Source organism: Micromonospora sp. KC721, assembly GCF_004348355.1.
Classification (GTDB): Bacteria; Actinomycetota; Actinomycetes; order Mycobacteriales; family Micromonosporaceae; genus Micromonospora.
Genome location: NZ_SMJY01000005.1, coordinates 1 through 22,906, shown reverse-complemented (window position 1 = coordinate 22,906; position 22,906 = coordinate 1). Strand labels below are relative to the sequence as shown.

Annotated in this window: 22 protein-coding genes and 1 pseudogene; 14 read left to right on the top strand and 9 right to left on the bottom strand. The window is 70.8% G+C overall.

Going from position 1 to position 22,906, the window contains the following annotated elements; all coding sequences use genetic code 11:
• Nucleotides 1-26 precede the first annotated feature (26 nt).
• Both E1182_RS01685 and E1182_RS01680 read right to left on the bottom strand, forming a co-directional pair.
• The gene (locus E1182_RS01685; protein ID WP_207921220.1) at nucleotides 27-686 is read right to left on the bottom strand and encodes a response regulator transcription factor; all 660 of its coding nucleotides are present in this window, start codon (nucleotides 684-686) and stop codon (nucleotides 27-29) included.
• A complete protein-coding gene (locus E1182_RS01680) occupies nucleotides 676-1,917 on the bottom strand; it encodes a sensor histidine kinase (RefSeq protein WP_132260826.1) in 1,242 nt (413 codons plus the stop codon). The genes E1182_RS01685 and E1182_RS01680 overlap by 11 nt, the downstream gene beginning before the upstream one ends.
• A 104-nt stretch (nucleotides 1,918-2,021) precedes the next feature.
• On the opposite strand from E1182_RS01680, the gene E1182_RS01675 reads away from it, so the two are divergent.
• Nucleotides 2,022-2,780 carry an ABC transporter ATP-binding protein gene (locus E1182_RS01675; RefSeq protein ID WP_132260825.1) on the top strand — a complete coding sequence of 253 codons (759 nt, stop codon included), beginning with the start codon at nucleotides 2,022-2,024 and terminating at the stop codon, nucleotides 2,778-2,780.
• Nucleotides 2,777-5,323 (top strand): ABC transporter permease, encoded by a 2,547-nt coding sequence (locus tag E1182_RS01670; RefSeq protein ID WP_132260824.1) that lies wholly within the window; start codon nucleotides 2,777-2,779, stop codon nucleotides 5,321-5,323. Before E1182_RS01675 ends, E1182_RS01670 begins: the two co-directional genes overlap by 4 nt.
• Nucleotides 5,324-5,590: 267 nt before the next feature.
• On the opposite strand, the gene E1182_RS01665 is transcribed toward E1182_RS01670, so the two are convergent.
• The 4 genes from E1182_RS01665 to E1182_RS01650 all read right to left on the bottom strand — a co-directional run bounded on the left by E1182_RS01665 (nucleotide 5,591) and on the right by E1182_RS01650 (nucleotide 10,898).
• Nucleotides 5,591-8,074: an ABC transporter permease gene (locus tag E1182_RS01665; RefSeq protein ID WP_132260823.1), complete on the bottom strand. Its 2,484-nt coding sequence runs from the start codon at nucleotides 8,072-8,074 to the stop codon at nucleotides 5,591-5,593.
• Nucleotides 8,071-8,859 (bottom strand): ABC transporter ATP-binding protein, encoded by a 789-nt coding sequence (locus E1182_RS01660; protein ID WP_132260822.1) that lies wholly within the window; start codon nucleotides 8,857-8,859, stop codon nucleotides 8,071-8,073. The genes E1182_RS01665 and E1182_RS01660 overlap by 4 nt, the downstream gene beginning before the upstream one ends.
• Before the next feature lie 147 nt (nucleotides 8,860-9,006).
• Nucleotides 9,007-9,672 (bottom strand): response regulator transcription factor, encoded by a 666-nt coding sequence (locus E1182_RS01655; protein ID WP_132260821.1) that lies wholly within the window; start codon nucleotides 9,670-9,672, stop codon nucleotides 9,007-9,009.
• Complete coding sequence (locus tag E1182_RS01650; RefSeq protein WP_132260820.1) at nucleotides 9,669-10,898, bottom strand: sensor histidine kinase; 1,230 nt, start codon at nucleotides 10,896-10,898, stop codon at nucleotides 9,669-9,671. The genes E1182_RS01655 and E1182_RS01650 overlap by 4 nt, the downstream gene beginning before the upstream one ends.
• 274 nt (nucleotides 10,899-11,172) lie before the next feature.
• On the opposite strand from E1182_RS01650, the gene E1182_RS01645 reads away from it, so the two are divergent.
• Nucleotides 11,173-12,204 carry a hypothetical protein gene (locus E1182_RS01645; protein ID WP_132260819.1) on the top strand — a complete coding sequence of 344 codons (1,032 nt, stop codon included), beginning with the start codon at nucleotides 11,173-11,175 and terminating at the stop codon, nucleotides 12,202-12,204.
• 295 nt (nucleotides 12,205-12,499) lie between these two features.
• On the opposite strand, the gene E1182_RS01635 is transcribed toward E1182_RS01645, so the two are convergent.
• Nucleotides 12,500-12,862, bottom strand: coding sequence for a MerR family transcriptional regulator (locus E1182_RS01635; RefSeq protein WP_243705971.1), 363 nt, complete (start codon nucleotides 12,860-12,862; stop codon nucleotides 12,500-12,502).
• 16 nt (nucleotides 12,863-12,878) lie between these two features.
• On the opposite strand from E1182_RS01635, the gene E1182_RS01630 reads away from it, so the two are divergent.
• From E1182_RS01630 to E1182_RS01600, 7 genes are all read left to right on the top strand, one after another.
• A complete protein-coding gene (locus E1182_RS01630) occupies nucleotides 12,879-13,724 on the top strand; it encodes an aminotransferase class IV family protein (RefSeq protein WP_243705970.1) in 846 nt (281 codons plus the stop codon).
• A gap of 288 nt (nucleotides 13,725-14,012) precedes the next feature.
• Entirely contained in the window at nucleotides 14,013-14,966 is a 954-nt protein-coding gene (locus E1182_RS01625) for an ornithine cyclodeaminase family protein (protein WP_207921219.1), read from the top strand.
• Nucleotides 14,967-15,073: 107 nt separating this feature from the next.
• Nucleotides 15,074-15,685: an FMN-binding negative transcriptional regulator gene (locus E1182_RS01620; RefSeq protein ID WP_132260817.1), complete on the top strand. Its 612-nt coding sequence runs from the start codon at nucleotides 15,074-15,076 to the stop codon at nucleotides 15,683-15,685.
• Nucleotides 15,686-15,891: 206 nt separating this feature from the next.
• Nucleotides 15,892-16,551, top strand: a complete 660-nt coding sequence (locus E1182_RS01615; RefSeq protein ID WP_132260816.1) for a LysE family translocator — start codon at nucleotides 15,892-15,894, stop codon at nucleotides 16,549-16,551.
• 322 nt (nucleotides 16,552-16,873) lie between these two features.
• Entirely contained in the window at nucleotides 16,874-17,581 is a 708-nt protein-coding gene (locus tag E1182_RS01610; protein ID WP_207921218.1) for a maleylpyruvate isomerase family mycothiol-dependent enzyme, read from the top strand.
• Nucleotides 17,582-17,783: 202 nt separating this feature from the next.
• Nucleotides 17,784-18,341, top strand: coding sequence for a cysteine hydrolase family protein (locus E1182_RS01605; RefSeq protein ID WP_207921217.1), 558 nt, complete (start codon nucleotides 17,784-17,786; stop codon nucleotides 18,339-18,341).
• A gap of 7 nt (nucleotides 18,342-18,348) precedes the next feature.
• Nucleotides 18,349-19,263, top strand: a complete 915-nt coding sequence (locus E1182_RS01600; RefSeq protein WP_132260814.1) for a GlxA family transcriptional regulator — start codon at nucleotides 18,349-18,351, stop codon at nucleotides 19,261-19,263.
• Between the two features lie 7 nt (nucleotides 19,264-19,270).
• Here the strand turns inward: E1182_RS01600 and E1182_RS01595 are convergent, their stop codons facing one another.
• Complete coding sequence (locus E1182_RS01595) at nucleotides 19,271-19,891, bottom strand: TetR/AcrR family transcriptional regulator (RefSeq protein WP_132260813.1); 621 nt, start codon at nucleotides 19,889-19,891, stop codon at nucleotides 19,271-19,273.
• 65 nt (nucleotides 19,892-19,956) lie between these two features.
• On the opposite strand from E1182_RS01595, the gene E1182_RS30830 reads away from it, so the two are divergent.
• From E1182_RS30830 to E1182_RS31885, 3 genes and pseudogenes are all read left to right on the top strand, one after another.
• Nucleotides 19,957-20,292: a hypothetical protein gene (locus tag E1182_RS30830; RefSeq protein WP_165942472.1), complete on the top strand. Its 336-nt coding sequence runs from the start codon at nucleotides 19,957-19,959 to the stop codon at nucleotides 20,290-20,292.
• A pseudogene (locus tag E1182_RS32870) lies at nucleotides 20,289-20,519 on the top strand (alcohol dehydrogenase catalytic domain-containing protein); the annotation flags it as partial. The gene E1182_RS30830 and the pseudogene E1182_RS32870, both read left to right, overlap by 4 nt.
• A 14-nt stretch (nucleotides 20,520-20,533) precedes the next feature.
• Nucleotides 20,534-21,232 (top strand): zinc-binding dehydrogenase, encoded by a 699-nt coding sequence (locus E1182_RS31885; protein ID WP_132260812.1) that lies wholly within the window; start codon nucleotides 20,534-20,536, stop codon nucleotides 21,230-21,232.
• 313 nt (nucleotides 21,233-21,545) lie between these two features.
• Here the strand turns inward: E1182_RS31885 and E1182_RS01580 are convergent, their stop codons facing one another.
• Nucleotides 21,546-22,193 carry a TetR/AcrR family transcriptional regulator gene (locus E1182_RS01580; protein ID WP_132260811.1) on the bottom strand — a complete coding sequence of 216 codons (648 nt, stop codon included), beginning with the start codon at nucleotides 22,191-22,193 and terminating at the stop codon, nucleotides 21,546-21,548.
• A 137-nt stretch (nucleotides 22,194-22,330) separates the two neighbouring features.
• On the opposite strand from E1182_RS01580, the gene E1182_RS01575 reads away from it, so the two are divergent.
• The gene (locus E1182_RS01575) at nucleotides 22,331-22,720 is read left to right on the top strand and encodes a VOC family protein (RefSeq protein WP_132260810.1); all 390 of its coding nucleotides are present in this window, start codon (nucleotides 22,331-22,333) and stop codon (nucleotides 22,718-22,720) included.
• Nucleotides 22,721-22,906: the final 186 nt, after the last annotated feature.

Genomic DNA, 22,906 nt, shown 5'->3' with positions numbered 1-22,906 from the left:
GCACCGGCGGTGACGGTGTGGGCCCGTCAGCCGCGCAGGTAGGCCAGCACCGCCCGGACTCGGCGGTGGTCGTCCTCGTCGGGGTGCAGGTCCAGCTTGATGAGCACGCTGCCGATGTGCTTGGCCACCGCCGTCTCGGTGATGAACAGGGCCCGCGCGATTGCTGCGTTCGACCGGCCCTCTGCCACCAGGCTGAGGACCTCACGCTCCCGGGGGGTAAGCCGGGTCAGCGGGTCCCGGCGCCGGCGGAGCATCTGGCGTACGACCTCGGTGTCAACCACTGTGTGACCCTCGGCGACACGGTCGATCGCCTCGATGAACTCGACTGCCTCCCCGATGCGATCCTTGAGCAGGTAGCCGATGCCCGCGGTGCCGGGACGGGCGGATTCCAGCAGTTCGGCCGCGTACGTCTGCTCGACGTACTGACTGACCACGAGAATCGGCAGCATGGGGTCGTCCTGACGCAGCCGCAACGCGGCCTGCAACCCCTCGTCGGTGAAGGTCGGCGGCATCCGTACGTCGGTGACCACCACGTCCGGCCGGTGCTCGCGCACCGCCGCGACGAGAGCGTCGGCGTCGCCGACGGCGGTCGCAACCCGGTGCCCGAACCGGGCGATCAGGCTCATGATTCCCTCCCGGGTGAGCACGTCGTCCTCCGCGACGATCACCCGCCGCTCACGCGGCATCGGACACCGCCGGGGCGAACTCCGCCTGCACCACGGTCGGCCCGCCTGGCGGACTCGACAGCGACACCTTCCCTCCGACGGCCGCCACCCGGTCGGCCAGTCCGGCGAGCCCGGTTCCGGCCTGCGGGTCTGCACCGCCTACCCCGTCGTCGCTGATTCGCAGTATCAGCCGGTCATCGTCTAGGCCCGCCGTGACACCGGCCCGACCCGCCCGGCTGTGCCGGGCGACGTTGGTCAACGCTTCGCCGACCACGAAGTACGCGGTGACCTCGATGGCCGGCGGAAGTCGGCCGGGCAGTCGGACGTCGACGTCGACCGGCACCGGCGAGCGCCCGGCGAGGTCGTGCAGTGCTGCGCCAAGCCCGCGGTCGGTGAGTACCTGGGGGTGCACACCGCGGATCAGCTCACGCAGTTCGCTCAGTGCCCGCCGGGCCAATTCGTGTGCCTTGACCAGCGGGTCATGCCCGGGTGACCCGGCCGGTACCTCCAGGCGGGCGAGCCCGAGATACACGTTCAAGGCCACGAGCCGCTGCTGTGCCCCGTCGTGCAGGTCGCGCTCGATGCGGCGGCGCTCCACCTCGAACGCATCCACCAGTCGCGCCCTCGACCGGGTCACCTCGATGAGCCGGTCACCGAGCCGGTCCGACTCGCGAGGCCCGAGCAGCGCCCGCGCCATCGCAGCCCGGGCACCGGCCCAGGCCGTCACCACGTACGGGGCCGCGGCCAGTAGGCCCACGGCCATCCCCACCGATACCAGAGTCGCCAAGGGTCGGTTGTCCTGCTCGTGCAACGGGCTCAGTACGGCGGCTACCGGATAGCCCACCGCGCATGCCAGCACCACCGCGTCCAGCCAACACAAGACGCCGATCGAGATGCCGACGAAGCCGATCTCGCGCCAGGTGGCCTGCTCGCGAAGCCGTGCCCGCAACGCGTGCCGCCAGCCTCGCGGCGGTAGCGGCCGATGGGCGTCTGGCACCGGCACGCTGTCGACGAGACGCAACCGCCACCGCTCCAGCCTGCCGAAGACGATCCCGCCCGCCGCGAGCGTCGACACCGTCGCGAGCAGCACCGGAACCGGGTCCTCGATGCCGTACCGCATCAGCAGAACAATCGCCGGCGCGCCGGGCAGCGCGCCACCGGCCAGGTAGAGCGCCGATCGCCAGGGCCACGAGCTGCGCACCAGCCGTGTCGGCGGCAGCGACAGCGCATCCAGCGCGGTGCGGATCGGCATGTCGGCCCACGCTACCGCAGCGCGGCCGGCGGCACGGTATAGCTGGGTACACCTTCTGACCCCCCGCTGGAGACAGTGTGGGCGGCGCGTACGGCCGCTTGGCTATGGGCGTGACCACAACCAACGAACCGGCCGTGCGGGCCGACAATGTGTGGAAGGTGTACGGCAGCGGCGCCGCCGAGGTGACCGCGCTACGTGACGTGAGCGTGGCACTCGCGGGCGGCCGGTTCACCGCCGTGATGGGCCCCTCCGGGTCCGGCAAGTCCACGCTGATGCACTGTCTGGCCGGCCTCGACACGGTGACCCGTGGCGAGACCCGCATCGGCGCCACCCGGGTCACCGGGCTACACGACGCCGCGCTGACCCGTCTGCGACGCGAGCAGATCGGGTTCATCTTCCAGCAGTTCAACCTGCTGCCCACGCTCACCGCCCGGGAGAACATCCTGCTCCCGCTCGCGATCGCCGGCCGCAGACCCGAGCCGGGGTGGTTCGACACGGTGGTCGACAGGGTCGGCCTCCGCGACCGTCTCGGTCACCGGCCCGACCAGCTCTCCGGCGGCCAGCAACAGCGGGTCGCCTGCGCCCGTGCCCTGATCACCCGACCCCAGGTGGTGTTCGCAGACGAGCCCACCGGCAACCTCGACTCCCGATCCGGCGCCGATGTGCTCGGCTTCCTCAGCCGGTCGGTCCGCGAGTTCGGCCAAACGATCGTGATGGTCACCCACGACCCCAGCGCCGCCGCATATGCCGACCGGGTGATCTTTCTCGCCGACGGCACGGTCGTCGAGGACCTCGCAGCCCCGACCGCTGACGCCGTACTCGAGACGACGAAGCGTCTGGACACCCAGGGTGCGGCCCGGTGATCCGGGCGACCCTCGCCGGCCTGCGCTCGCGCCGGCTCCGGATGCTGTTGTCTGCGCTGGCCATCGTGCTCGGCGTGGCCTTCATGTCGGCGGCGCTCGTGGTCACCGACACCCTCAGCCGGTCGCTCCGCGACCTGTACACCGGCCTGCACGAGGACACCCAGGTTCAGGTGACGGCGAGGCAGGTGCTGCCCGGAATCGGCGAGGACTCGGCCACCACACCGGTACCGGCCGCCCTGGTCCGGCGGGTCGCCGCCGTGACCGGCGTGGCCACCGCGACCGGCGTGGTCAGCGAGGACGGCGCCCGGCTCGTCGGGGCCGACGGCAAGGTGATCGGAACCAGCTTCAACCGGCCGCGACTGGGCACGAACTGGACCGGCGAGCGCGGGTCGATCCGGTTGCGGGCGGGCCGCGCACCCGCGGCGCCGAACGAGATCGCCATCAACGCGGCACTTGCCCGGGCCGCCCGTATGCAGGTCGGCGACCGGGCGGCCGTACTCACCCGACGACCGAAGCAGATGTTCACCGTGGTCGGCATCGTCGGTTACCGCGGAGACCGGGACAGTGTGGGCGGCGCCCACCAGATCGCCTTCCACGAGTCGGTAGCAGCCGAACTCATGCTGGGCCGGCCCGGCGTGTACTCCGCGGTGGACGTCCGCGCCGCCCCCGGCGTCACCCCCGCCGTCCTGCGGGATCGACTCCGCGGCGCCCTGGGTGACGACGTCGTCGTGCGCACCGGCGACGAGCTGCGCGCGACCCAGTCCGAGTCGGCGCGGGAGGACCTCGCCACCATCACCCTGATCCTGCTGGCTGTCGGCGGGATCGCCCTGTTCGTCGGCGTCTTCCTGATCCTCAACACCTTCTCGATGGTCATCGCGCAGCGCACCCGGGAACTCGCGCTGCTGCGCGCTCTGGGCGCCCGCCGCCGACAGGTGGTCGGCTCAGTGGTGGTAGAGGCGGTACTGGTCGGACTCGTCGCATCGGCGGCCGGTGCCGCGCTCGGCGTGGGCATCGCCGTGCTGCTGCCCCGGCTGGCCGGCAACACCGCTGTCGGCGACCTGGGCCTGAGCGTGGCGACCGTCCCGCCGGCGGCGGTACTCACCTCCGTTGCGCTCGGCCTGGCGGTCACCGTGGTTGCCGCATTCGGACCGGCGCTGCGCGCGTCCCGCGTACCACCGGTGGCCGCGCTGCGCGCCATCTCAGCCCCTGACCGTCCACTCACGAGGCTGACCGTGACCGGCGCGGTGATCGGTGCCGTCGGCGTCGCCCTGCTCGTCATCGCGTTCGCCGACGGCACCGACGACATCCCGCTGGGCACCGTCCTCGGCGGCGTCCTGGCGAGCTTCGTCGGCGCGGCGCTGCTGACCCCGCTCATCGCGCGGCCCGCGGTGAACCTGATCGGCCGACTGTTCGCCTGGTCGCCGCCCGGACGGCTGGGACGGCTCAACGCCGGCCGCAACCCGCGTCGTACCGCGAGCACCGCGGCGGCGCTGATGGTCGGCATCGCGCTGGTCACCGCGGTGAACGTCGTGCTCACCTCGGCCACCGCGAGCTTCCACGGCACGGCGGCCGACTACTACCGAGCCGACCTCATCCTCACCGAGCCCACGAGCACCCGTCGCCCGCAGACTTTCGACCCGGCCATCCTCGACCGGATCCGGGCACTGCCTGGCGTCGCCGCCGCCACCGGCGTCTACGACGACCTGGCACTGACCGCCCGTGGTCGCACCAGCATCATCGCGGTCGACGACATCCCCGCGTGGTGGTCGACGGTCAAGGTCGAACACGTGGCCGGCTCCCTCGGCCCACTCGCACCCGACGAGGTCGTCGCGGACGCCGACACCGCTGCCGACCTCGACCTGCAAATCGGCTCCCCGGTGACAATCACCTTCGCCAGTGGCCGCAGCCGCACCTTCACCCTGGCCGGCACCTACCGCAGCGACTGGTCGGGCGGCTGGCTCATGCCCGCCTCGGTGGTGCCGGACCTGTCACGGCAGCAGCCTTCCACCGGGCTGGTGCGGTTAGCCGCTGGCGCGTCCGACGCCGACGTACGCGCTCAGGTGACATCGCTGCTGGCGGACAGTCCCGAAACCGTGGTCACCGATCCGGCCGGCTTCGTTGACATCGCCACCGGCGTCTTCCGCACCGTCCTGGCGCTGCTGCAGGTGCTGCTCGGCGTCGCCATGCTGATCGCAGCGCTCGGCGTGGTCAACACACTGGCCCTGTCGGTGCTCGAACGCACCCGGGAACTCGGCCTGCTGCGCGCGGTGGGTCTCAGCCGCGGACAGACGGTGCAGATGGTCACCGCGGAGGCGGTGGCAATCTCCATCTTCGGCGCGCTGCTCGGGGTCGTCGTCGGCACGGGACTCGGCGCTGCGGTGGCGCGGGCGCTGCGTGCCGACGGCATCACCGAGCTGGCGCTGCCGTGGACCTTCCTCGCCGCCTACCTCGCATCTGGCGTGGTGATCGGCGTGCTGGCCGCGACGCTACCGGCCGTCCGGGCTGCCCGCACGGACGTCCTGCGGGCCATCGCGCAGGAATGACCGGCGCGGCCGGGACAATCCGGCTGCATTCGCGGCTGGAGCCGACCCGAGTTCAGGTACGAAAACGCGGAGTAGCGTGGGTCGTCGTCGGCCGGCTGCCCGGCCGCCAGCTCCACGGGTGGGCGCGCCCGGCACTGGTGCGCGACGGAACGCTGCGGCAACCGTCACAAACTCCGGGCTCCTCTGCGCCCGGTACGCCCGGCGGGGCGGCCGGCGTCAGGAAGGGGCCCCTGCTTCGCCGAGAGCATCGCCAGGGGCCCCTCCTTCTCACTCCGTGCCCAGGGACTCCACGATCGGGCGGGCGAGGGCACGGCGGGCCGGCAGAACGGACGCGGCCAGCGCGGCCAGCGCCGCGACCGCCAGGACCAGCCCGAGCCGTCCCCACGGCAGCACCAGCGTGAACTCGCCGCTGAGGCGGGCGACCACCGCCATCGCAGCCGCGCTGACGCCGATGCCGAGGCCCACCCCGAGCACTGCGCCGACCAGCGTCACCAGCACCGCCTCGACGGCGAGCATCGCCCGCATCCGGCCCCGGGTCAGCCCGACCGCGCGCAGCACGGCGTTCTCCCGGGTGCGCTCCACCACCGACAGGCTGAGCGTGTTGGCGACCCCGACCAGAGCGATGACCACGGCCAGGCCGAGCAGGGCGACGACGAACGCCAGCAACAGGTCGACCGTGCCGGTGAGGGAGTTCTTGTACGCCGCCTGGTCCATCAGGTTCACCGTCGGGTACCGGGCCACCACCGACTCGACGGCCTCCCGGGCCCGCTGCACGGGCACCCCGGCGGCCGGGTCGACCTCGGCGAGGAAGCCGCGTTCGGTCGGGAAGAGACGGGCGAAATCGGCGTCGGCCACGTCGACCACGTGCCCGGCCGGGACCGTGCTGCCGACCAGCGCGGGCCCGTCGTCGGCGACGACGGCGGCCACCGTGAACGGCCGCCCGGCCAGGGTGATGGTGTCGCCGACCGCCCACCCCCGCGCCCGGGCCAGTTCGCGGTGCACCAGCACCCGGCCCGGCCCCAACCGGCCGGCGTCGCCGGCGTCCACGGCGGTCAGGATGCGCCCGACCAGCGCCGGGTGGGCGGCCCGCAGCTCGATCCCGTCGCTGATCCGGCTGCGCTGCTCGTGCACGACGCCCAGCTCGCCGCGGGCGGCCAACTCGTCGACGAGCGGCCGGGGCAGGTTGCCGCCCACGCCGACGACCAGGAAGTCGACGCCGATGCGCTGGTCCACGGCCCGCTCGATGCCGGCCTTGACGCTGCCCGCTCCGACCACGAACGCGGACACCAGGCCGATGCCGATGACCAGGGCGGTGGCGGTCGCGGCGATCCGGCGCGGGTTGCGTACGGCGTTGGCCACGGCCAAGCCGGCGGTCGCCCCGAACAGCCGGCGCGCCGGTGCGCCGAGCATCCGCACCAGCGCCGGCACCAGCAGCGGACCGAACAGCACGATGCCGAAGAACGCCAGCACCCCGCCGGCCGCGACCAGTGGCACCTGACCGACAGCCCCGGCCGACGCCAGCGCCGCCACCCCGGTGGCGAGGACCAGCCCACCCACGGCCAGCCGTACCCGGCCGGCCCGGCGGGTGGGCTGCACCGCCGCGTCGGCGAGCGCGGCCACCGGCGCGACCCCGGTGCCCCGCCAGGCGGGCACGGCCGCGGAGCCCACGGTGAGCGCGGTGCCCAGCAGCAGGCAGGACAGCACGGTCGGCGCGGTGACCGCGATCCCGCCGCCGGACATCGGCACGTCGAACGCGGACAGCAGGGCGTCCAGGCCGACGGCGAGGCCGGCGCCGGCCGCCACGCCGAACGCCGAGGCGGCCAGCCCGGTCACCGCCGCCTCCAGCAGGGTCGCCCGCAACACCTGTCCCCGGGTCGCGCCGACCAGCCGCAGCAGCGCCGTACGCCGGGTGCGCTGGGCGAGCACGATGGCGAAGGTGTTGGCGATGACGAACCCGGCCACCACCACAGCCACCGCCGCGAAGGTGAGCAGGAGCAGGTTGAACTGTCTCAGGTCGCGGACCGCCGCGTCGACGGCGGCGTCGAGGATCGCCTGCCGCTCCTTCACCGTCACGCCGCCGCCGGCCACGGCCGCCACCCGCCTGGCCAGCTCCGCCGCCGGCACGCCCGGTGCGGCGGCCACCATGATCCGCCCGTAGCCCTCCTGCTGCGCCACGGCCAGGGCGTCCGGCCCGACCAGGCCGATGAAGGCCCCGCCGACGTCCCGGGAGGTGCCGGCCACGTCGACCGTGCCGACCAGGGTGTACGCGCGGGCCTTCGCGCCGCTGCCGCCCACGTTCACCGGCCCGCCGAGGGCGAACCCCTCCTCGGCGACGGTCGGCGCGTCGAGGACCACCTCGCCGGGGCGCTGCGGCAGCCGCCCGGCCACCACGTCGTACGACTGTAGGGCGGCCTCGGTGGGGATAGCGGCGAGGACGGCGTACCCGAGGACGGGCCGGCCGTCGGAGCCGACGACCCCGGCGGTGCCGGTCAGCTCCCCGGCCGCCGCGCTCACCCCGTCCACCGCGCGCACCCGCTCCACAAGGGCAGGCGGAATCGGATCTCGCCCGGCGTACACGGCGAGGTCGGTGTGCCGGTCGAAGACGCCGGCCCGGTCGTACGCGCCGCGCTTCATCCCGTCGGTGAGGGTCAGGGTGCCGGCGACGAACGCGACGCCGAGCACCACGGCCAACGCGGACAGCAGCAGCCGCAGCGCGTCGGCGCGCATGGTACGCAGGGTCAGGCGGATCATCGCCGGACCACCGTTCCCGCCCCGGCCGGGGCCGGGTCGAGGTGGGCGAGCGCGTCGAGGACGGCCTCGGCGGTCGGCGCGGCCAACTCGCGGACCAGCCGGCCGTCGGCGAGGAAGACCACCCGGTCGGCGTGGCTCGCGGCGACCGGGTCGTGGGTCACCATCACCACGGTCTGTCCGAGGGTGTCGACGGCCTCGCGCAGCAGTCGCAGCACCTCCGCGCCCGAGCGGGAGTCGAGATTGCCGGTGGGTTCGTCGGCGAAGATCACCCACGGCTTGGTGATCAGGGCGCGGGCGACGGCGACCCGCTGCTGCTGGCCGCCGGACAGCTCGGCGGGCCGGTGCCGCAGCCGGTCGGACAGCCCGACGGCGGCGACCACCTGGCGTAACCAGCCCGGGTCGGGCCGGCGCCCGGCGATGGCCAGGGGCAACACGATGTTCTCCTCGGCCGTCAGCGCGGGCAGCAGGTTGAACTTCTGGAAGACGAAGCCGACCCGGTCGCGGCGCAGCAGGGTGAGCCGCCGGTCGTCGAGCCGGCCGACGTCGGCGTCGCCGATGCGCACCGCGCCGGCGGTGGGCCGGTCCAGGCCGGCGAGGCAGTGCATGAGGGTGGACTTGCCGGAGCCGGACGGGCCCATGATGGCGGTGAACCGGCCAGCGACGAAGTCGAGGTCGACGCCGTCGAGGGCGACGACCCGGGCCTGGCCGGCGCCGTACTCCTTGCGCAGGGTGCGGGCGGTGACCGCGATGCCGGCGGAGGGGAACGCGGGAGGTGGTACGGACACGTTGGTGCTCCCCGTGAGAGCGGTGGCTGGGACGCCCTCGACGCTATGGGCGGCGTCGACGCGCCGCGTCCGCCCGCGCGCTCGGTCCCCGTGCCCCCGAAGGTGTCCCGGCGGCGCCTGGCCGTACGACCCGGGTCGTACCCGCCGTCAACCCCCGGGGGTGACCAGGCCGCTCTCGTACGCCAGAACCACGGCCTGCACCCGGTCGCGCAGTCGCAGCTTGGCCAGGATCCGCCCGACGTGGGTCTTCACGGTCGCCTCGGCGACGTGCACCCGGGCGGCGATCTCCGCGTTGGACAGGCCCTGCGCCACCAGCAGGAGGATCTCGCGCTCCCGCTCGGTGAGCTGTGCCAGCCGGGGGTCGGCGGCAGGGCCGGGGCCGAGCTGGCCGGCGAACCGGTCGAGCAGCCGGCGGGTGATCGACGGGGCCACCACGGAGTCACCCTCGGCGACCACCCGGATCGCGGCGAGCAGCTCCTCCGGTGGCACGTTCTTCAGCAGGAAGCCGCTCGCGCCGGCCTGGAGGGCGGCGAAGGCGTCGACCTCGGTGTCGAACGTGGTGAGCACCAGCACCCGGGGCCGCTCGCCGGGCCGGTCGGCACAGATCCGCCGGGTGGCCTCCACCCCGTCCATGGTCGGCATCCGGATGTCCATCACCACCACGTCGGCCTCGACGCGGTCGAGCACCCGCAGCGCGTCGGCGCCGTCGATGGCCTCGCCGACCACGGTCAGGTCGGGCTGGGAGCCCAGCACCATCCGGAACCCCGCGCGCACCAGCGCCTGGTCGTCCACGATCACCACGCGGACCGTCATGCCGCCACCTCCGTCGCCGTGCTCGACGGTAGCGGCAGCCGCGCCTCGACCTGCCACCCCCCGGCCGTCCTCGGGCCGAAGGTGAGGCTGCCGTCGTACACCGTCACCCGCTCGCGCATGCCGATCAGGCCGTGGCCGCTGGACGGCGCGGGGCGCAGCACCGGCCGGCCGCGCCCGTCGTCGACGGCTCGGACCACGACGGCGTCGGCGGTGTGGGCGAGACTCAGCGCGACGGTCGCGCCGACCCCGGCGTGCTTGAGGGCGTTGGTCAGTGCCTCCTGCATCACCCGGTACACGGTCAGCTCCAGCCCCGGCGGCAGGACCGGCGGCTCGCCGGTGACCGTCGCGTCGATGCGCAGCCCGGCGGTACGGAACCGGTCCAGCAGCTCGGGCAGCTCCACCAGCGCGGGCCGCCGGTGCGCCGGCTCAGCTGACAGCCCCGCGGGCCCCGCCCCGTCCGGCCCGGCCGCCGGTTCGGGGCCGCTCGTCTCCCGCAACACTCCCACCAGGCGGCGCATCTCCTCCAGCGCCTGCCGGCCGGTGTCGGCGACCACCCGCACCGCCTCCCGAGCGGTCTGCGGATCCCGGTCGAACAGGTAGCGGGCCCCGTCGGCCTGCACGATCATCACAGCCATGCTGTGCGCCACCACGTCGTGCAGCTCGCGGGCGATGCGGGTGCGTTCCTGGGCCACCGCCGCGCGGGACTCGGCCTCCCGCTCCCGTTCCAGCGTCGCGGCGCGTTCCTCCAGGCTGAACACGTAGAGCCGGCGGGTGCGAACGTTCAGCCCCATCAGCCAGACCGCGCCGGTGACCAGCGCGAACCAGATCGCCGAGGCCCACCAGGCCACGGCGTTCTCGACCTGGAGCGCGGCCAGCACCACGCCGACGGCGGCGACGGCACCGGCGACGATGCCGTCGCGCAGCCGGTCGGCGTACTTCACCACGCTGTACAGGGCGATCAGCACGGCCACGTCGAAAGCCAACGGTCCCCAGCCGGCAGCCACCTGGACTCCGGCGAGCACGGCGACCACCGCCGTCACCGCCGAGGGGTGGGTACGCCGGAACAGCAGGGTCGTGGCCATCGCCGCCCCGACCCCGGTGGCCCACCAGCCGCCGGGCGGTTTGAGCGCCCCGGACAGGCCGACCAGCACCACGAAGCCGGAGACCGCCACGTCGAAGGCCACGCTGCGCAGCGGCCGGCCGAACAGGGTCTGCCTCACGGCCACCCAGCGTACGGGCTGGCGGCGATCGCGCGGGCGGGGCGGCGGTTGGGTGTACAGGAGGCGGGTCAACCGTCTTTGATACCTCTCGGCGCCAAATTCTCATATTCACGTTCCGCTGCATCCGGGAATTGCTACCTCCCCGGCAAATGCGGACGCCTTTTGAGCAATCGACAGTCTCGACTGTTTCATTTACGGTGGCCTCTGCATACAGTTGTCAAACCGGGTCACCGGAACAATTATCTGCCACTCGACCCACCACCTGTCGAAAGGAATCGGCATGAAAATCGCGCTGGCACGTTCACGCCCGCGGCGCACGGTCCGCCTGCTGTTCGGCGTCCTGATGACCGCCGCGCTGGCGTTCTCCGTGGGCGGCACCGCCACGGCGGCGATCGACAAGGGCGGCATGGCCGTGAACAACCGCACCGACGTCTACATCAAGGACATATCGTCGGACACGGGATTCGAACCGCACGGCGCCATCTACTCCTCGTTCTTCAACAGCCCGGACATCAAGATCTGCCCCACCGCGATCGAGTGCGCCGCGCACACGAACCCGGTCATCGGGTCGACGAGCCACATTTTCGTGAACCTGCGGAACAATGGCCCGTACGGTTCCGGAATCAGCAACGGGACGTTGAAGGCGTACTACACCACCTCCGGTGGCGGCGCGAACTGGCCGATCCACTGGACGCCGATCGGCTCGAAGAGCCTGCCGGTCGCGCCCGGGGTCACCACGACGTCGATCGCGTGGCCGAACGTGCCCTCCCTCGGGCACTTCTGCCTGCTGCTGCGCTGGGAGTCGGCGACCGACCCGATGCTGTTCGAGGGCACCGCGACCTCCATCAACACGCAGTACAACAACAACATCGCCTGGAAGAACGCCAACACCGTTTCGGCGGTCGGCGGCGTGGTCAGCGACCGGCCGTTCGCTCTGGCGAACGCCCTGGCCGAGCCGGCCCCGTTCGACCTCGCGTTCCGGCCGCTCGGCGAGCCGGTCCCGGGGGCCAAGATCGTCGCCGACCTCGGGCCGGAGCTGTTCGAGCGCTGGCGGGCCGCCGGTGGGCAGGGTGAGGGCGTCCAGGTGGTCGGCAGGACCTCCGTGCAGGTCGTCGACCCGTACAAGGCGCAGATCAAGGGCCTGCTGATCAAGCCGGAGGAGCGGCCCGTGGTGAAGCTGAGCTTCTCCACCGGTGAGACGCTGCAGAAGGCGTACACCCTCCGGGTCGTCCAGGTCGGCCCGGCGCGCAGGCTCGGCGAGAGCTTCGACGTCGGCGGGGTGGACTACACCTTCGAGCCGGGCCGGCGCTGACCGAGGGGCACGGTGGGCCGGATGCCGGGATCGCCCCGGTCGCCGGCCCACCGGCACGACCGCTGACCGGCAGGCGGTACCGGCGGCTCCGCGCCTGTGGCGCTGCGCAGGTGGATCTCGCCCGGGCGCAGACCGTAGGTCACCGACCAGCGGTTGTGGCCCTGCCGGACGCCGACAAGGCCGGCACGCGCACTCGCCGGCTCCTCACCCGCCCTGGCCGCGTCGCGCACCTGGCCGCTGCCGCCGTGGGCAGCGCCTGGAGGGTGCCCGGTCCTGGCCGACTCGAGCAGCCGCGTCAGGACTGCGTCGGTGAGGTGGCGTTGGTGAGGAGATCGGTGAGGGCGTCCCTGGCGTTGTGGAGGGTGGAAATTCTGCCGTCCAGGCGACGAAGCTGTTGCTGCAGTGTCGGCGCCGCACAGTGCTCCAGTTCCGGGCCGGGGCCTTGGACGCAGGGCAGTACGTCACGGATGACGTTGGTCGGTAATCCTGCGGCGAGTAGGGCTCGGATGTGACCGACCACGACGGGGGCATCGGCGTCATAGCGACGGTGACCGCCGTTGACCCGGTGGGAGGTGAGCAGTCCCTGCTCCTCGTAGTAGCGCAGCAGTCGGGGGCTCACGCCGGTCAGTCGCGCCAGGTCTCCGACCCGCATCGTCATGTGATCTCCGTCATCTGTGCTTGAATCTCACATTGGTGTCAGGTTCTACGTTACTGGCATGTCTTCGTTTGTTGTGCACCGTAATGGTCGGGCGGCGACCGCCGAGGAGCTTGCGCCGCTTGCCTTCGCGGGCTACGCCCACTTCACCGCCATGCAGGTACGTGGGGGCGGGGTCCGCGGTATCGACCTGCATGTGGAGCGGTTGCGGCGGGCGTCGGTCGAGTTGTTCGGTCAGGCGTTGCCGGACGACCGGGTGCGGACCCATCTGCGAGCGGCGTTGGACGCCGGTCCCGCCGACATGTCGTTGCTGGCGACGGTGTACTCGCCGGCGGGCGAATTCACCGTGGCTGGGCCCGGTGTCGAGCCGCAGGTACTGGTCCGCACAGGACCGGCCGCGTCCGGCCCGCAGGGCCCGCTGGCTCTCGCGGCCGTCGAGCACGAACGGTTCTTTCCGGCCGTGAAGCACGTCGGTGAGCCGGCCAAGACGTACCTCCTTCGCCAGGCCGCGGGAGAAGGGTTCGACGACGTCGCCTTCGTCGACCGCCAGGGTCGGCTCAGCGAGGGATCGATCTGGAACCTGGCGTTCTGGGACGGCACCACCGTGGTGTGGCCCGAAGCCGGCATGCTGAGCGGGACCACAATGGGCATCGTCCGCCGGCAGCTGGAACAGCTCGGTGTTGCCCAACGCGTCCAGAAAGTCACCCTTGCCGACCTGCCGGCACTCGCCGGAGCGGTGGTCATGAACTCATGGACGCCCGGCGTGGCAGTACACCGGATCGGCGCAGTAACCCTGCCTGATGCGCCGTCCTTCGTCGAGTTGCTTCATCGCGCCTACCAGGCCGAGCCGCTCATCACCCCATGAGAGCCATACCCCGCGTATCCGCAGGCCACCCCGGCAACCGCTGCGACTCTCTCTCACCCAGCCGGAAGGTGATCACACGCGCCGGGACAGCTACGTCAGACAGAAAACGGTGTTCAGCTTCCGCGGGCCGTCGCGGCGGAGGTGACGTTCGCTCAGCAGCTGGTGGCGCGGATCAAGGCCGACGGCGTGTCGTTGGTCGGGCCGGTTGGGCTGCTGGCGGGGATCACACCCGCACCGTTCTCGAGCCGGCGTCTTCGATGACTTCGATGACAGACGCCCGGTGGCATCATGACCGACGTGACATTGTTGTTGTCTCGGTCCGATCTGGAAAAACTGCTGGACGTCGACGCCTGCACAGAGGCACTGGAGCAGGGCTTCCGCTCCGGCTCGTCCCCGTTCGCACCGCAGCGGGTTCGCACGGATCTACCTGGTCCGGGCACCGCCACCGCGCTCATCCCGGGTCTTGTCGAGGGTGTTCCTGCCTACACCGTCAAAATCAACGCGAAGTTCCCGGGGTCGCAGCCGGCGTTGCGTGGCGTCGTCTGCCTCCATGACCTCGGTACTGGTGAGCTGCTCGCGGTGATGGATTCGACGACCGTGACCGCGTGGCGGACCGGTCTGTCGGCGGCCTTGGGAACTCACGTCCTGGCCCGTCCGGGCGCCTCCAGGATCACCGTCGTCGGCGCCGGCGCCCAGGCAGACCTCGTGATGCGAGGCCTGGCCGCACTGCGGTCGTGGAACGACCTGGTCGTCTGCGATCTTCACCGTGAACGGGCCGAGGACTTCGCCAAGCGCCATGGCGGCATCGCGACCACCGAGGACCGGGATCCCCGAACAGCCGCGCGGGATGCCGACATCGTTGTGCTGGCCACGTGGTCACGGGCGCCGCTGCTGGATGACGGAGACCTGATGCCGGGGGCGCACGTCACCTCGCTGGGTGCCGACGAGCCCGGCAAGGCCGAACTCTCGGCCGAGCTGCTGACCGCCGGACGAGTCATTGTGGACGACGTATCCCTCGCGGTCGCCATGGGTGCCCTGGGCACCGCCGAGCTCACCACCACCGACACCGCAGGCACCCTGAGCCAGGTCCTGCGGGGAACCGTCCCCGGCCGCCGCAGCGACACCGATGTGACCATCTACACGCCGGTCGGGCTGCCGTGGCAGGATCTCGTGCTCGCCTGGATGGCCTACCAGCGAGCCCTGGCTACCAACATCGGCTCCCGGTTCGACTTCGTCAGCTGAGTCGATCTCGAAGTGGCATCCGAGTGTGACCATGCATGAGACTTTCCGGTGCCGCTTTCCGACGTAGGCTCCCGCAGAGCCGTCCACCAGCGATGAGGATCGTTCCCATGTACACACCCACCCACTTCACTCCCGATGAGGACGCTGTCCACGAGCTGCTGACCCATCACGGAGCCGCCGATCTGGTCACCGCCACCCCCGACGGCCTGGTTGCCACGATGCTGCCGTTCGTCTATGACCGGGAGCAGAACACCCTGCTGGGGCACCTCGCCCGGAACAACGAGCACTGGCGCCAACCGGTGCTCGGCGAGGCGTTGGTCATCGTCCGCGGGCCCGACTCCTACATCACACCATCCTGGTACGCCTCGAAGGCCGAGCACGGCCGGGTCGTACCCACCTGGAACTACATGACCGCACACGTGTACGGCACCCTGACCGTGCACGATGATTCCGATTGGGTCGCCGACGTGGTGCGCCGCCTCACCGATCACCACGAAGCCGCTCGGCCCTCTCCCTGGACGGTCGACGACGCACCGGAGAAGTTCTTCCATGGGAAGTTGCGGGCCATTGTGGGCCTTGAGGTGACCATCACTCGCATCGAGGCCAAGTTCAAGCTCAGTCAGAACCGCCCGGCCGCCGACATAGACGGCGTGATCACCGGACTCCGACGCGCCGGCGACGAAGCCGGTGCAAGCGCGGTCACGACCTACCGTCCCTGAAGGGACGAGCAGAGGTTTGCGGTGCGTGCCGACATTGTCTGGTGGACCTGTCCGCGTCCGGCCAGACCGTCAAGTCCAGGTGCGACTACCTGCGGGACGAACCGGTCGCCGCGCTCCCCGAGCATGGTCGTCGTCGCTGCAGCCCCGGGTTCGACCCTTGTAGGTAAGCAGTTGAACGGGCTATCGGGTGCTGACACGATCGGCTGATGGATCTTCTCGCATTGCTACCCGCGTTCGTGATCGCTGTGCTGCTCATCTCGGCGTCGCCGGGGCCGGCAATGATCTTGATCTTTCGGCAGGCGGCGTTTCGCGGGTGGCGGGCGGCTGTGCCCACGGTCCTGGGACTCGAAGCGGGCCTGTACGTGTGGGCGCTGGCTGCCGGTGCCGGCTTGGCCGCTCTCGTGGCAGCTTCCGAGGTGGCGTTCGTCGTGCTTCGCGTTGTCGGTGCGGTGTTCCTGGTCTACCTCGGCATCAAGACCTGGCGCACGGTGTGGCGCAGCCGCACCCACCGGGGGGTGGCACAGTCAGACGCAGAAGCCCTGATCACGCCGTCGGTGAGCCGACGGGGGTGGTGGCGGGCCTTCGGCGAAGGAACGGTGGTAATGCTCGCCAACCCCAAGGCCGCTTTTTTCATGATCGCGTTCTATCCGCAGTTCATTCCGGCACATCGTCCGCTGTTTGCCACCACCGCGCTGCTGGCCGTGGTGCAGGTGCTCGTCGAGACGGCGTTCTACCTCACCTTGGCCGCTGTTGCGGGCCGCACCGGAGCCTGGTTCCGCCGACCACGGATCCGGCGTCGCGTCGACGCGATCAGCGGAGCCGTGCTGGTCGCGTTGGGGCTACGCCTGGCCACGACCACGCGCTGAACTCGTTCTGCACGGCCAGACCGACGGTCACCGGCAGCGCCGACAAACTCTGACAGTCACGTGGAGAGTCCTTCCTCGTGTTCTTCGGCGAGGTGGCGGCGGACGGTCGTCCAGGTGTCGTCCGCCGCGGCGGACAGCTCTACCGGCGGCCGGCGTTCGCCCGCACGCCCGTGGCGCGGGACACGGCAACTGCTGGACGAGCGGACGGTGTGCCGGCTCAGCGCTGAACCCCTCAAGGAACTCGCGACGCTGACCCCGGCTGTCGTGAAACCAGACCGCTGCCTCGTAGAAAGGGCACCTCATGCAGCCTCCTGTCGCAGCAGTGATCGAAGCCCACGGCGCGTTGGAAAAGCTCGTCGCGGGACTAACCGACCGCCAGGTCGCCGAAGCGTCCGCCCTTCCGGGCTGGTCGCGCGGCCACGTACTCGCGCACCTCACCGACAACGCGAGGATGTTCGCCCGTCTCGCGGAGCACGCCCTGCGCGGTGACCTCGTCGCGAGCTACGACGGTGGAACGGACGAGCGCAATGCGATCATCGATGCCACCGCGAGCCGCAGCGCCGCCGAGCACCGCGCCGAACTCGCCCGACGCACGGCCCAGCTGGAGGCAGCATGGGCACGCGCCGGCGATGAGGACTGGAGAAGGCCGGTCACGTTCCGCAATGCGGACCTCGCCGCGACGGTCTGGGCACGCTGGCGCGAGGTGTGGATCCACATGCTCGACCTGGATCTCGGCGTGCGGCCGGACGACTGGCCCGAGGAACTGGCGTGCCATGCCATCGACTTCCTTCTCTGCCGACTTCCGGCAGGGACGTGCGTGCGCGCGGAGGATGTGCGCCATCGGTGGTCCGTCGACAATGCGCCGGGCACGGTGGTCACCGGGCGGGTGCGCGACCTGGCGGCCTGGCTGGCCGGACGGACGCCCGCCATCTCACCGGCGGCAGCGGAGGGACTGCCTGCTCTCGGGCCCTGGCCTCCCCATCCACCGCAGCGGCTGAGCCCAGATTCTCGCCCCGCCCCCGGCTCCTGATGGGAAGGTCCGTTATGCGTGCCGACATCGTCTGGTAGCCGCCCTGCCTGGTGTCCTTGGGCAGAGAAGTACGGACACCCGTGGAGCCGAACTCAGACATACACACATGATCATGGAGCTCCGCGTCGCCGTGTCACAATCGGCCCACTGGTTGACCAGCTCATGCCTACACGTCTCGCGCCATCACACGAATCCTTGGGCCATGAAGAACGCACTTGTCATCATCGACGTACAGGAGTCTTTCCAGCACCTTGCGGACTGGCACCTCGTCTCCGAGCCGAACATCGTCGGCAAGGTCAACCATCTCGCGGACTGGGCGCGGTCACGGGGCGACTACATCGTCTGGATCCTCGGCTCGCGACCGGGCACGGGCACGGTGTTCGATCCCGAGCAGGGATTCGTGCGCCTGATGGACGGTCTCGACCGGCGTGACAACGAACCGCTGCTCGTCAAGAACTCACACAACGCTTTCACCACGACGAGCCTGCACCAGCACCTCACCCGGCGCGGTATCCGCGGGTTGACCATCTGTGGCATCAAGACCGAGCAGTGCTGCGAGACCACCGCCCGCATTGGTTCCGACCTGGGATTCGACGTGACGTTCGCCATTGACGCCACCGCGACCTGCCCGATTCCCCACCCGGAAGGCAACGGCTCACTCAGCGTTCGGCAGATTCGGCAGCGCACCGAGTATGTGCTCAGTGGGCGCTTTGCCGCCGTCCGTACGGTGGCGGACCTGACCGGCACCAGCGGAGGCTGACGACACGATGCCCAAGGTCGTGTTCCTCCTGGTCCCGGACGTGCATCTGCTCGAGATCGCCGCCCCCGCGCAGGTGTTCTCCGTGGCTGCGGACATCGGACTTGCGTACACCCTGTCCTATGTCTCAGAGCAGCCCACAGTGGCGACGGTTCAGGGAGTGGCGCTCACCGCGGACACGCAGTGGCCGGACCTCGACCGCGAAGACCTGCTGATCGTGCCAGGATGGCGTGGTCCTACCCGGATGATCGACACCGCCACCACAGAGCGCCTGCGGGCGCACCATGCGGCCGGCGGCACGGTCGCCAGCGTGTGCGCAGGAGCGGATACGCTTGGCCGAGCGGGTCTGCTCGATGGCCGTCGTTGTACAACGCATCACACGATCCAGGAGGAACTGGCCCGGAGATACCCAGCTGCGACGGTCGTGCGGGACGTCTTGTACGTCTCCGACGACCGAGTGGTCACATGCGCTGGCGCGGCCAGCGCCACCGACCTCGCACTGCACCTGCTGAGCACGCGTCATGGCCCCAGCGCCGCCTCCACCGTGGCCCGCACTCTGGTCGCTCATTCGTGGCGGGACGGAACCGACGACCAGGAAAGCCCGGTGCTGCGCTACCGGTCGCACCTCGACGAAGCCGTCCACCGCGTGCAGAACCTGATTGACAGCCGGTTCGCCGAGCGGCTTCCGCTTCGCGTGTTGGCCGCCGAGGCCGGATGCAGCCCACGGACGGTCACACGCCAGTTCCAGCAGGCCACCGGCATCACACCGCTGGCCTACCAGCAGAGCCTGCGCGTGCAACGAGCCGAACACCTGATGCAACGCGGTGCCACCGCCGAAGCCGCCGCCCGCCACGTCGGCTTCGTCGACGGAAGAATGCTGCGGCGTCTTCGCAGCCGGGCGACACAGGAGGACGACAACAGATGACACCGCGTTAACGCCGGCCTGCCGCTTCGGCTCGGATACCGGCGACGAGTAGCCGGAGCCCGTATGTGAACTGGTCGGCGGACCCGGTGACAGGCAGGGCGTCGTCGGGTGGCGCGCCGGGCAGTTCGGAGATCGCGGTGCGTAGTTGGTGCCAGCGGGCGTCGGGTTGACCAGCTTGTGCGGTCATCGCGAGGGCCGCTGCCAGATAGGCGATGAGCGCCTGGGTTGCCCGGATGACGTCCGCTGGCGGTAGCCCGGACTCGGTGAGCGCGCCGATGATCGATACGGCGAGTCGGCGACCGTTGTGCTGCAGGGGCGGGCGCCCGGCAATGTGTGCGGCGATCCCTGGATGGCGCAGTGCCGCGGCCCGGATGGCAGTGAGGACGGCGACAAGGCGCGCTTCCCATGGCTGTTCGGGGTCGGGGTCGGGAGCGTCGGTAAGGGCCAGGTCGGCCACGGCGTCAAGCAGCGCCTGCCGATCCGGAAAATGCCGATAGAGGGCCATGGGGTCGCAGCCGAGTTCGGCGGCGATGCGGCGCATGGTCATCGCCTTGGCGCCCTCGCGGTCCCCAACCGCGAGGGCCGCGGCGGCGATGCGATCGGTGGTCAGGGTTGCGGGTCGAGGCATGGCCGCATTCTTTCAGTACGTCTACGACGTAGACGTGGCCGCCAGCGTTTGTCTACGCTGTAGGCATGATGACGCTCACCATAGGGCGGATCGCCGCCGTCCTGCTCAGCCTCGGCACGTTCGGTTTCTTGTTCCCCACGGACTCGTGGCGGGCCGACAACCTCTTCCTCGTCCCGGACCTGATCCTCTGCGCGGCGCTGCTCGTCGCCGCCGCGCTGCCCGGACGGATCGCCGTCCCGGCGCTCCTGGCCGCCTACTGCTTCTCCGGCGGGGTGCTCGTCACCGCCGTCGCCTCGTACACGGTAGACGGCCGAATCGGCATCGGCAGCCTGCTCGGCGCGGCCGGCTCGCTCGTCATGGCGGCGTTGTTCCTGCGCGTTCGTCCCGGCAAACCGGCATGACCCAACGCCGCCGGGTCGTGGTCACCCGTACCGGCGGGCCCGAGGTGTTGCGCCTGGACACCGACTACGCTCCCGAGCCGACCCCAGGCCAGGTACGGATCCAGGTCACCGCTGCAGGTGTGGCCCGCGCCGACCTGCTGATGCGCGCGGGTCGTTACCCAGGCCCGGCACCCGCGCCGCCGTTCACCCCCGGATGGGACGTCACCGGTGTCGTCGATGCAACCGGCGCACACGTACCGGCATGGTGGCACGGCCGGCGGGTGGTGGCGCTGACGTCTGCCTGCCGGCCTCGGCCGCGGTCGAACTCCCCCACACCATCAAGGAAAACGACGCCGCTTGCCTCCCGCTCACCTACCTCACCGCCCACGAACTACTGCACCACGCGGCCCGCGTCCACCCCGGCGAACGGGTACTCGTCCACGGCGCGGCCGGTGGCGTGGGCACCGCCTTGCTCGACCTCGGCCGCCAACTCGGCGCCGACATGTACGGCGTCGCAGCGCCCCGCGACCACACCCTGGTCGAAGAGTACGGTGGCCAACCCGTCCAACGCGGCCGCCAGGCACTACCCCGGGCGGACGTCGTCCTCGACATGGTCGGCGGCCACGGGCTGCGTGCCTCCTGGCAAAGCCTGAAACCCGGTGGCCGGCTCGTCTCCTACGGCTTCCTGGCCCCCGACGCCTCACCCATCCGGGACCTGCTCCAGCTACGCGTGTGGAACGCCCTACCCAACGGCCGCCGCGTCACGTTCTACCGGCTCAGCACGAACGCACGCCAGCACCCCGCCCGAATCCGGACGACCCTCCATACGCTCCTCAGCAACCTCGCCGAGGGCGGCCTGCACCCGCGGATTGCCGCCTGCGTCCCGCTCGATAAGCCGGCACAAGCGCACCGCACCGTCGACGACTCGACCGCCCGCGGCAAAGTCCTGCTCATCCCCTGACCGACAACGGGCCTGTCAGAGGGGTGGAACGAGAAAGACAAGGTCGTCTTACTGCCGGTGAACTGGACGGTCACGAAGCAGTCCTCGAAGTCGGGCGCGAAACTCGCCACAGATGACCTGATCGTGATCACCTGCACCAAGCAGAGCTGACGGCCTCGCCGGGGGACGCCCCGCACCTGAGCGCAGCGCGGGGCGTCCAGGGCAGGGTTGCTGATCGTGCCGGTGACGCCGCCGATAATCGCCGCGGTGGTGCAGCAGGCGCGCTGGTAAAGGGTCGGTATTTGAAGTCTCGGGCGAGGTGTGGATGTGCCTGTCAGTCGGCGCCGTAGCTGGACAGGGCGGGTTCCAGCAGGTTGAAGGCTTCGGCGGCTTCGGCGGCGATGGTGTGGGCGATCTGGTCGTTGGGGTGTCCAGCGAGGGTGAGGGTTTGGATGCGGTGAAACAGCACGCGGTGGACGGCGCTCAGCAGGCCGGCTGCGGTCTGGACGGTGATGTCGTCGGGGTGGGCACCGGTCGCCTCGGCCAGGGCTCGGGCCAGGTGGTGTTCACGCTGGTCGTGCAGACCGCGTAGGCAGGCACTCAGGGTCGGACTGTCGGCGATCATTCGGGCGAATTGCTGGCCGGAGAACCCGGCGACGGGGTCCTGGGCGGCCACGGCGTCGGCGAACGCGCGGCGCAGTGCGGCCAGCGCCGACTCTCCTTGGCGCCGGGCGGTGACGGCGGCGGCCAGGGAGACGGCGAACTGCTCCTGGTGGTCCAGGGCCAGGTCTTCCTTGCGGGGAAAGTAGTTGGTGACGGTCTTCTTGGCCACGCGGGCGGCTGCGGCGATCTCGGCGATGGTCGTCTGCTCGAATCCCTGCGCGATGAACAGCCGGGTCGCGTGGTCGGAGATCAGCTGCCGAGTCTCCTGCTTCTTGGTCTCGCGTAGCCCGGTGGTCGCGGCGGGTGTGGGGATGGCCATGGGGGCAATCTTACCCTCGTAGCATCTTTATGTTGACACGCTCCCCGCCTGCGGGCTATAATTACGTCGGTAGCAAGTTTGCTACGGACCGATCCGCCGCCACGCTGCTGACCCGCTCAACCGCATCAAGGAGACTCGTGCAGTTCACCGCCTCCACCGTGTCGCTGACCGTTGACGACGTCACCGCCTCCCAGGAGTTCTTCGCCGCCCACCTGGGCTACACCGTCCAGCAGGCCGCCGACGGCTTCGCGTCGCTGACCCGCCCCGACGCGGTCGATATCGTCCTGCTCGCCCGAGGCATCCAGGTCCTGCCGCCCGAACAACGCGACCAGCGCGCCAGTGGCCTGATCCTGGCCTTCACCCTCGCCAGCGGCCTCCAAGAACAGGAGAAGCGGCTGCGCGACGCCGGTGTCGAGATCACCATGCCACTGCGCCAGGAACCCTGGGGTGAACGCCTGTTCCAGGTCACCGACCCCAACAAAGTGATCATCCAGTTCGTCGAGTGGGCCACCCCGCACACCGCCTGACCTTCCCCCGCGCTCACCCAGGCCGGCGCCCGGCCACGACCATCAGAAAGAGAGCCACCTGTTGCGCAAGCTGGTGTACTACATCGCCACCACCCTCGACGGCTTCATCGCCGGTCCGGACGGCGCCGACCCCACCGGCCCGGACGGCTTTTGGCCCCTGCCCGCCGACTACATCCGGCACATCGC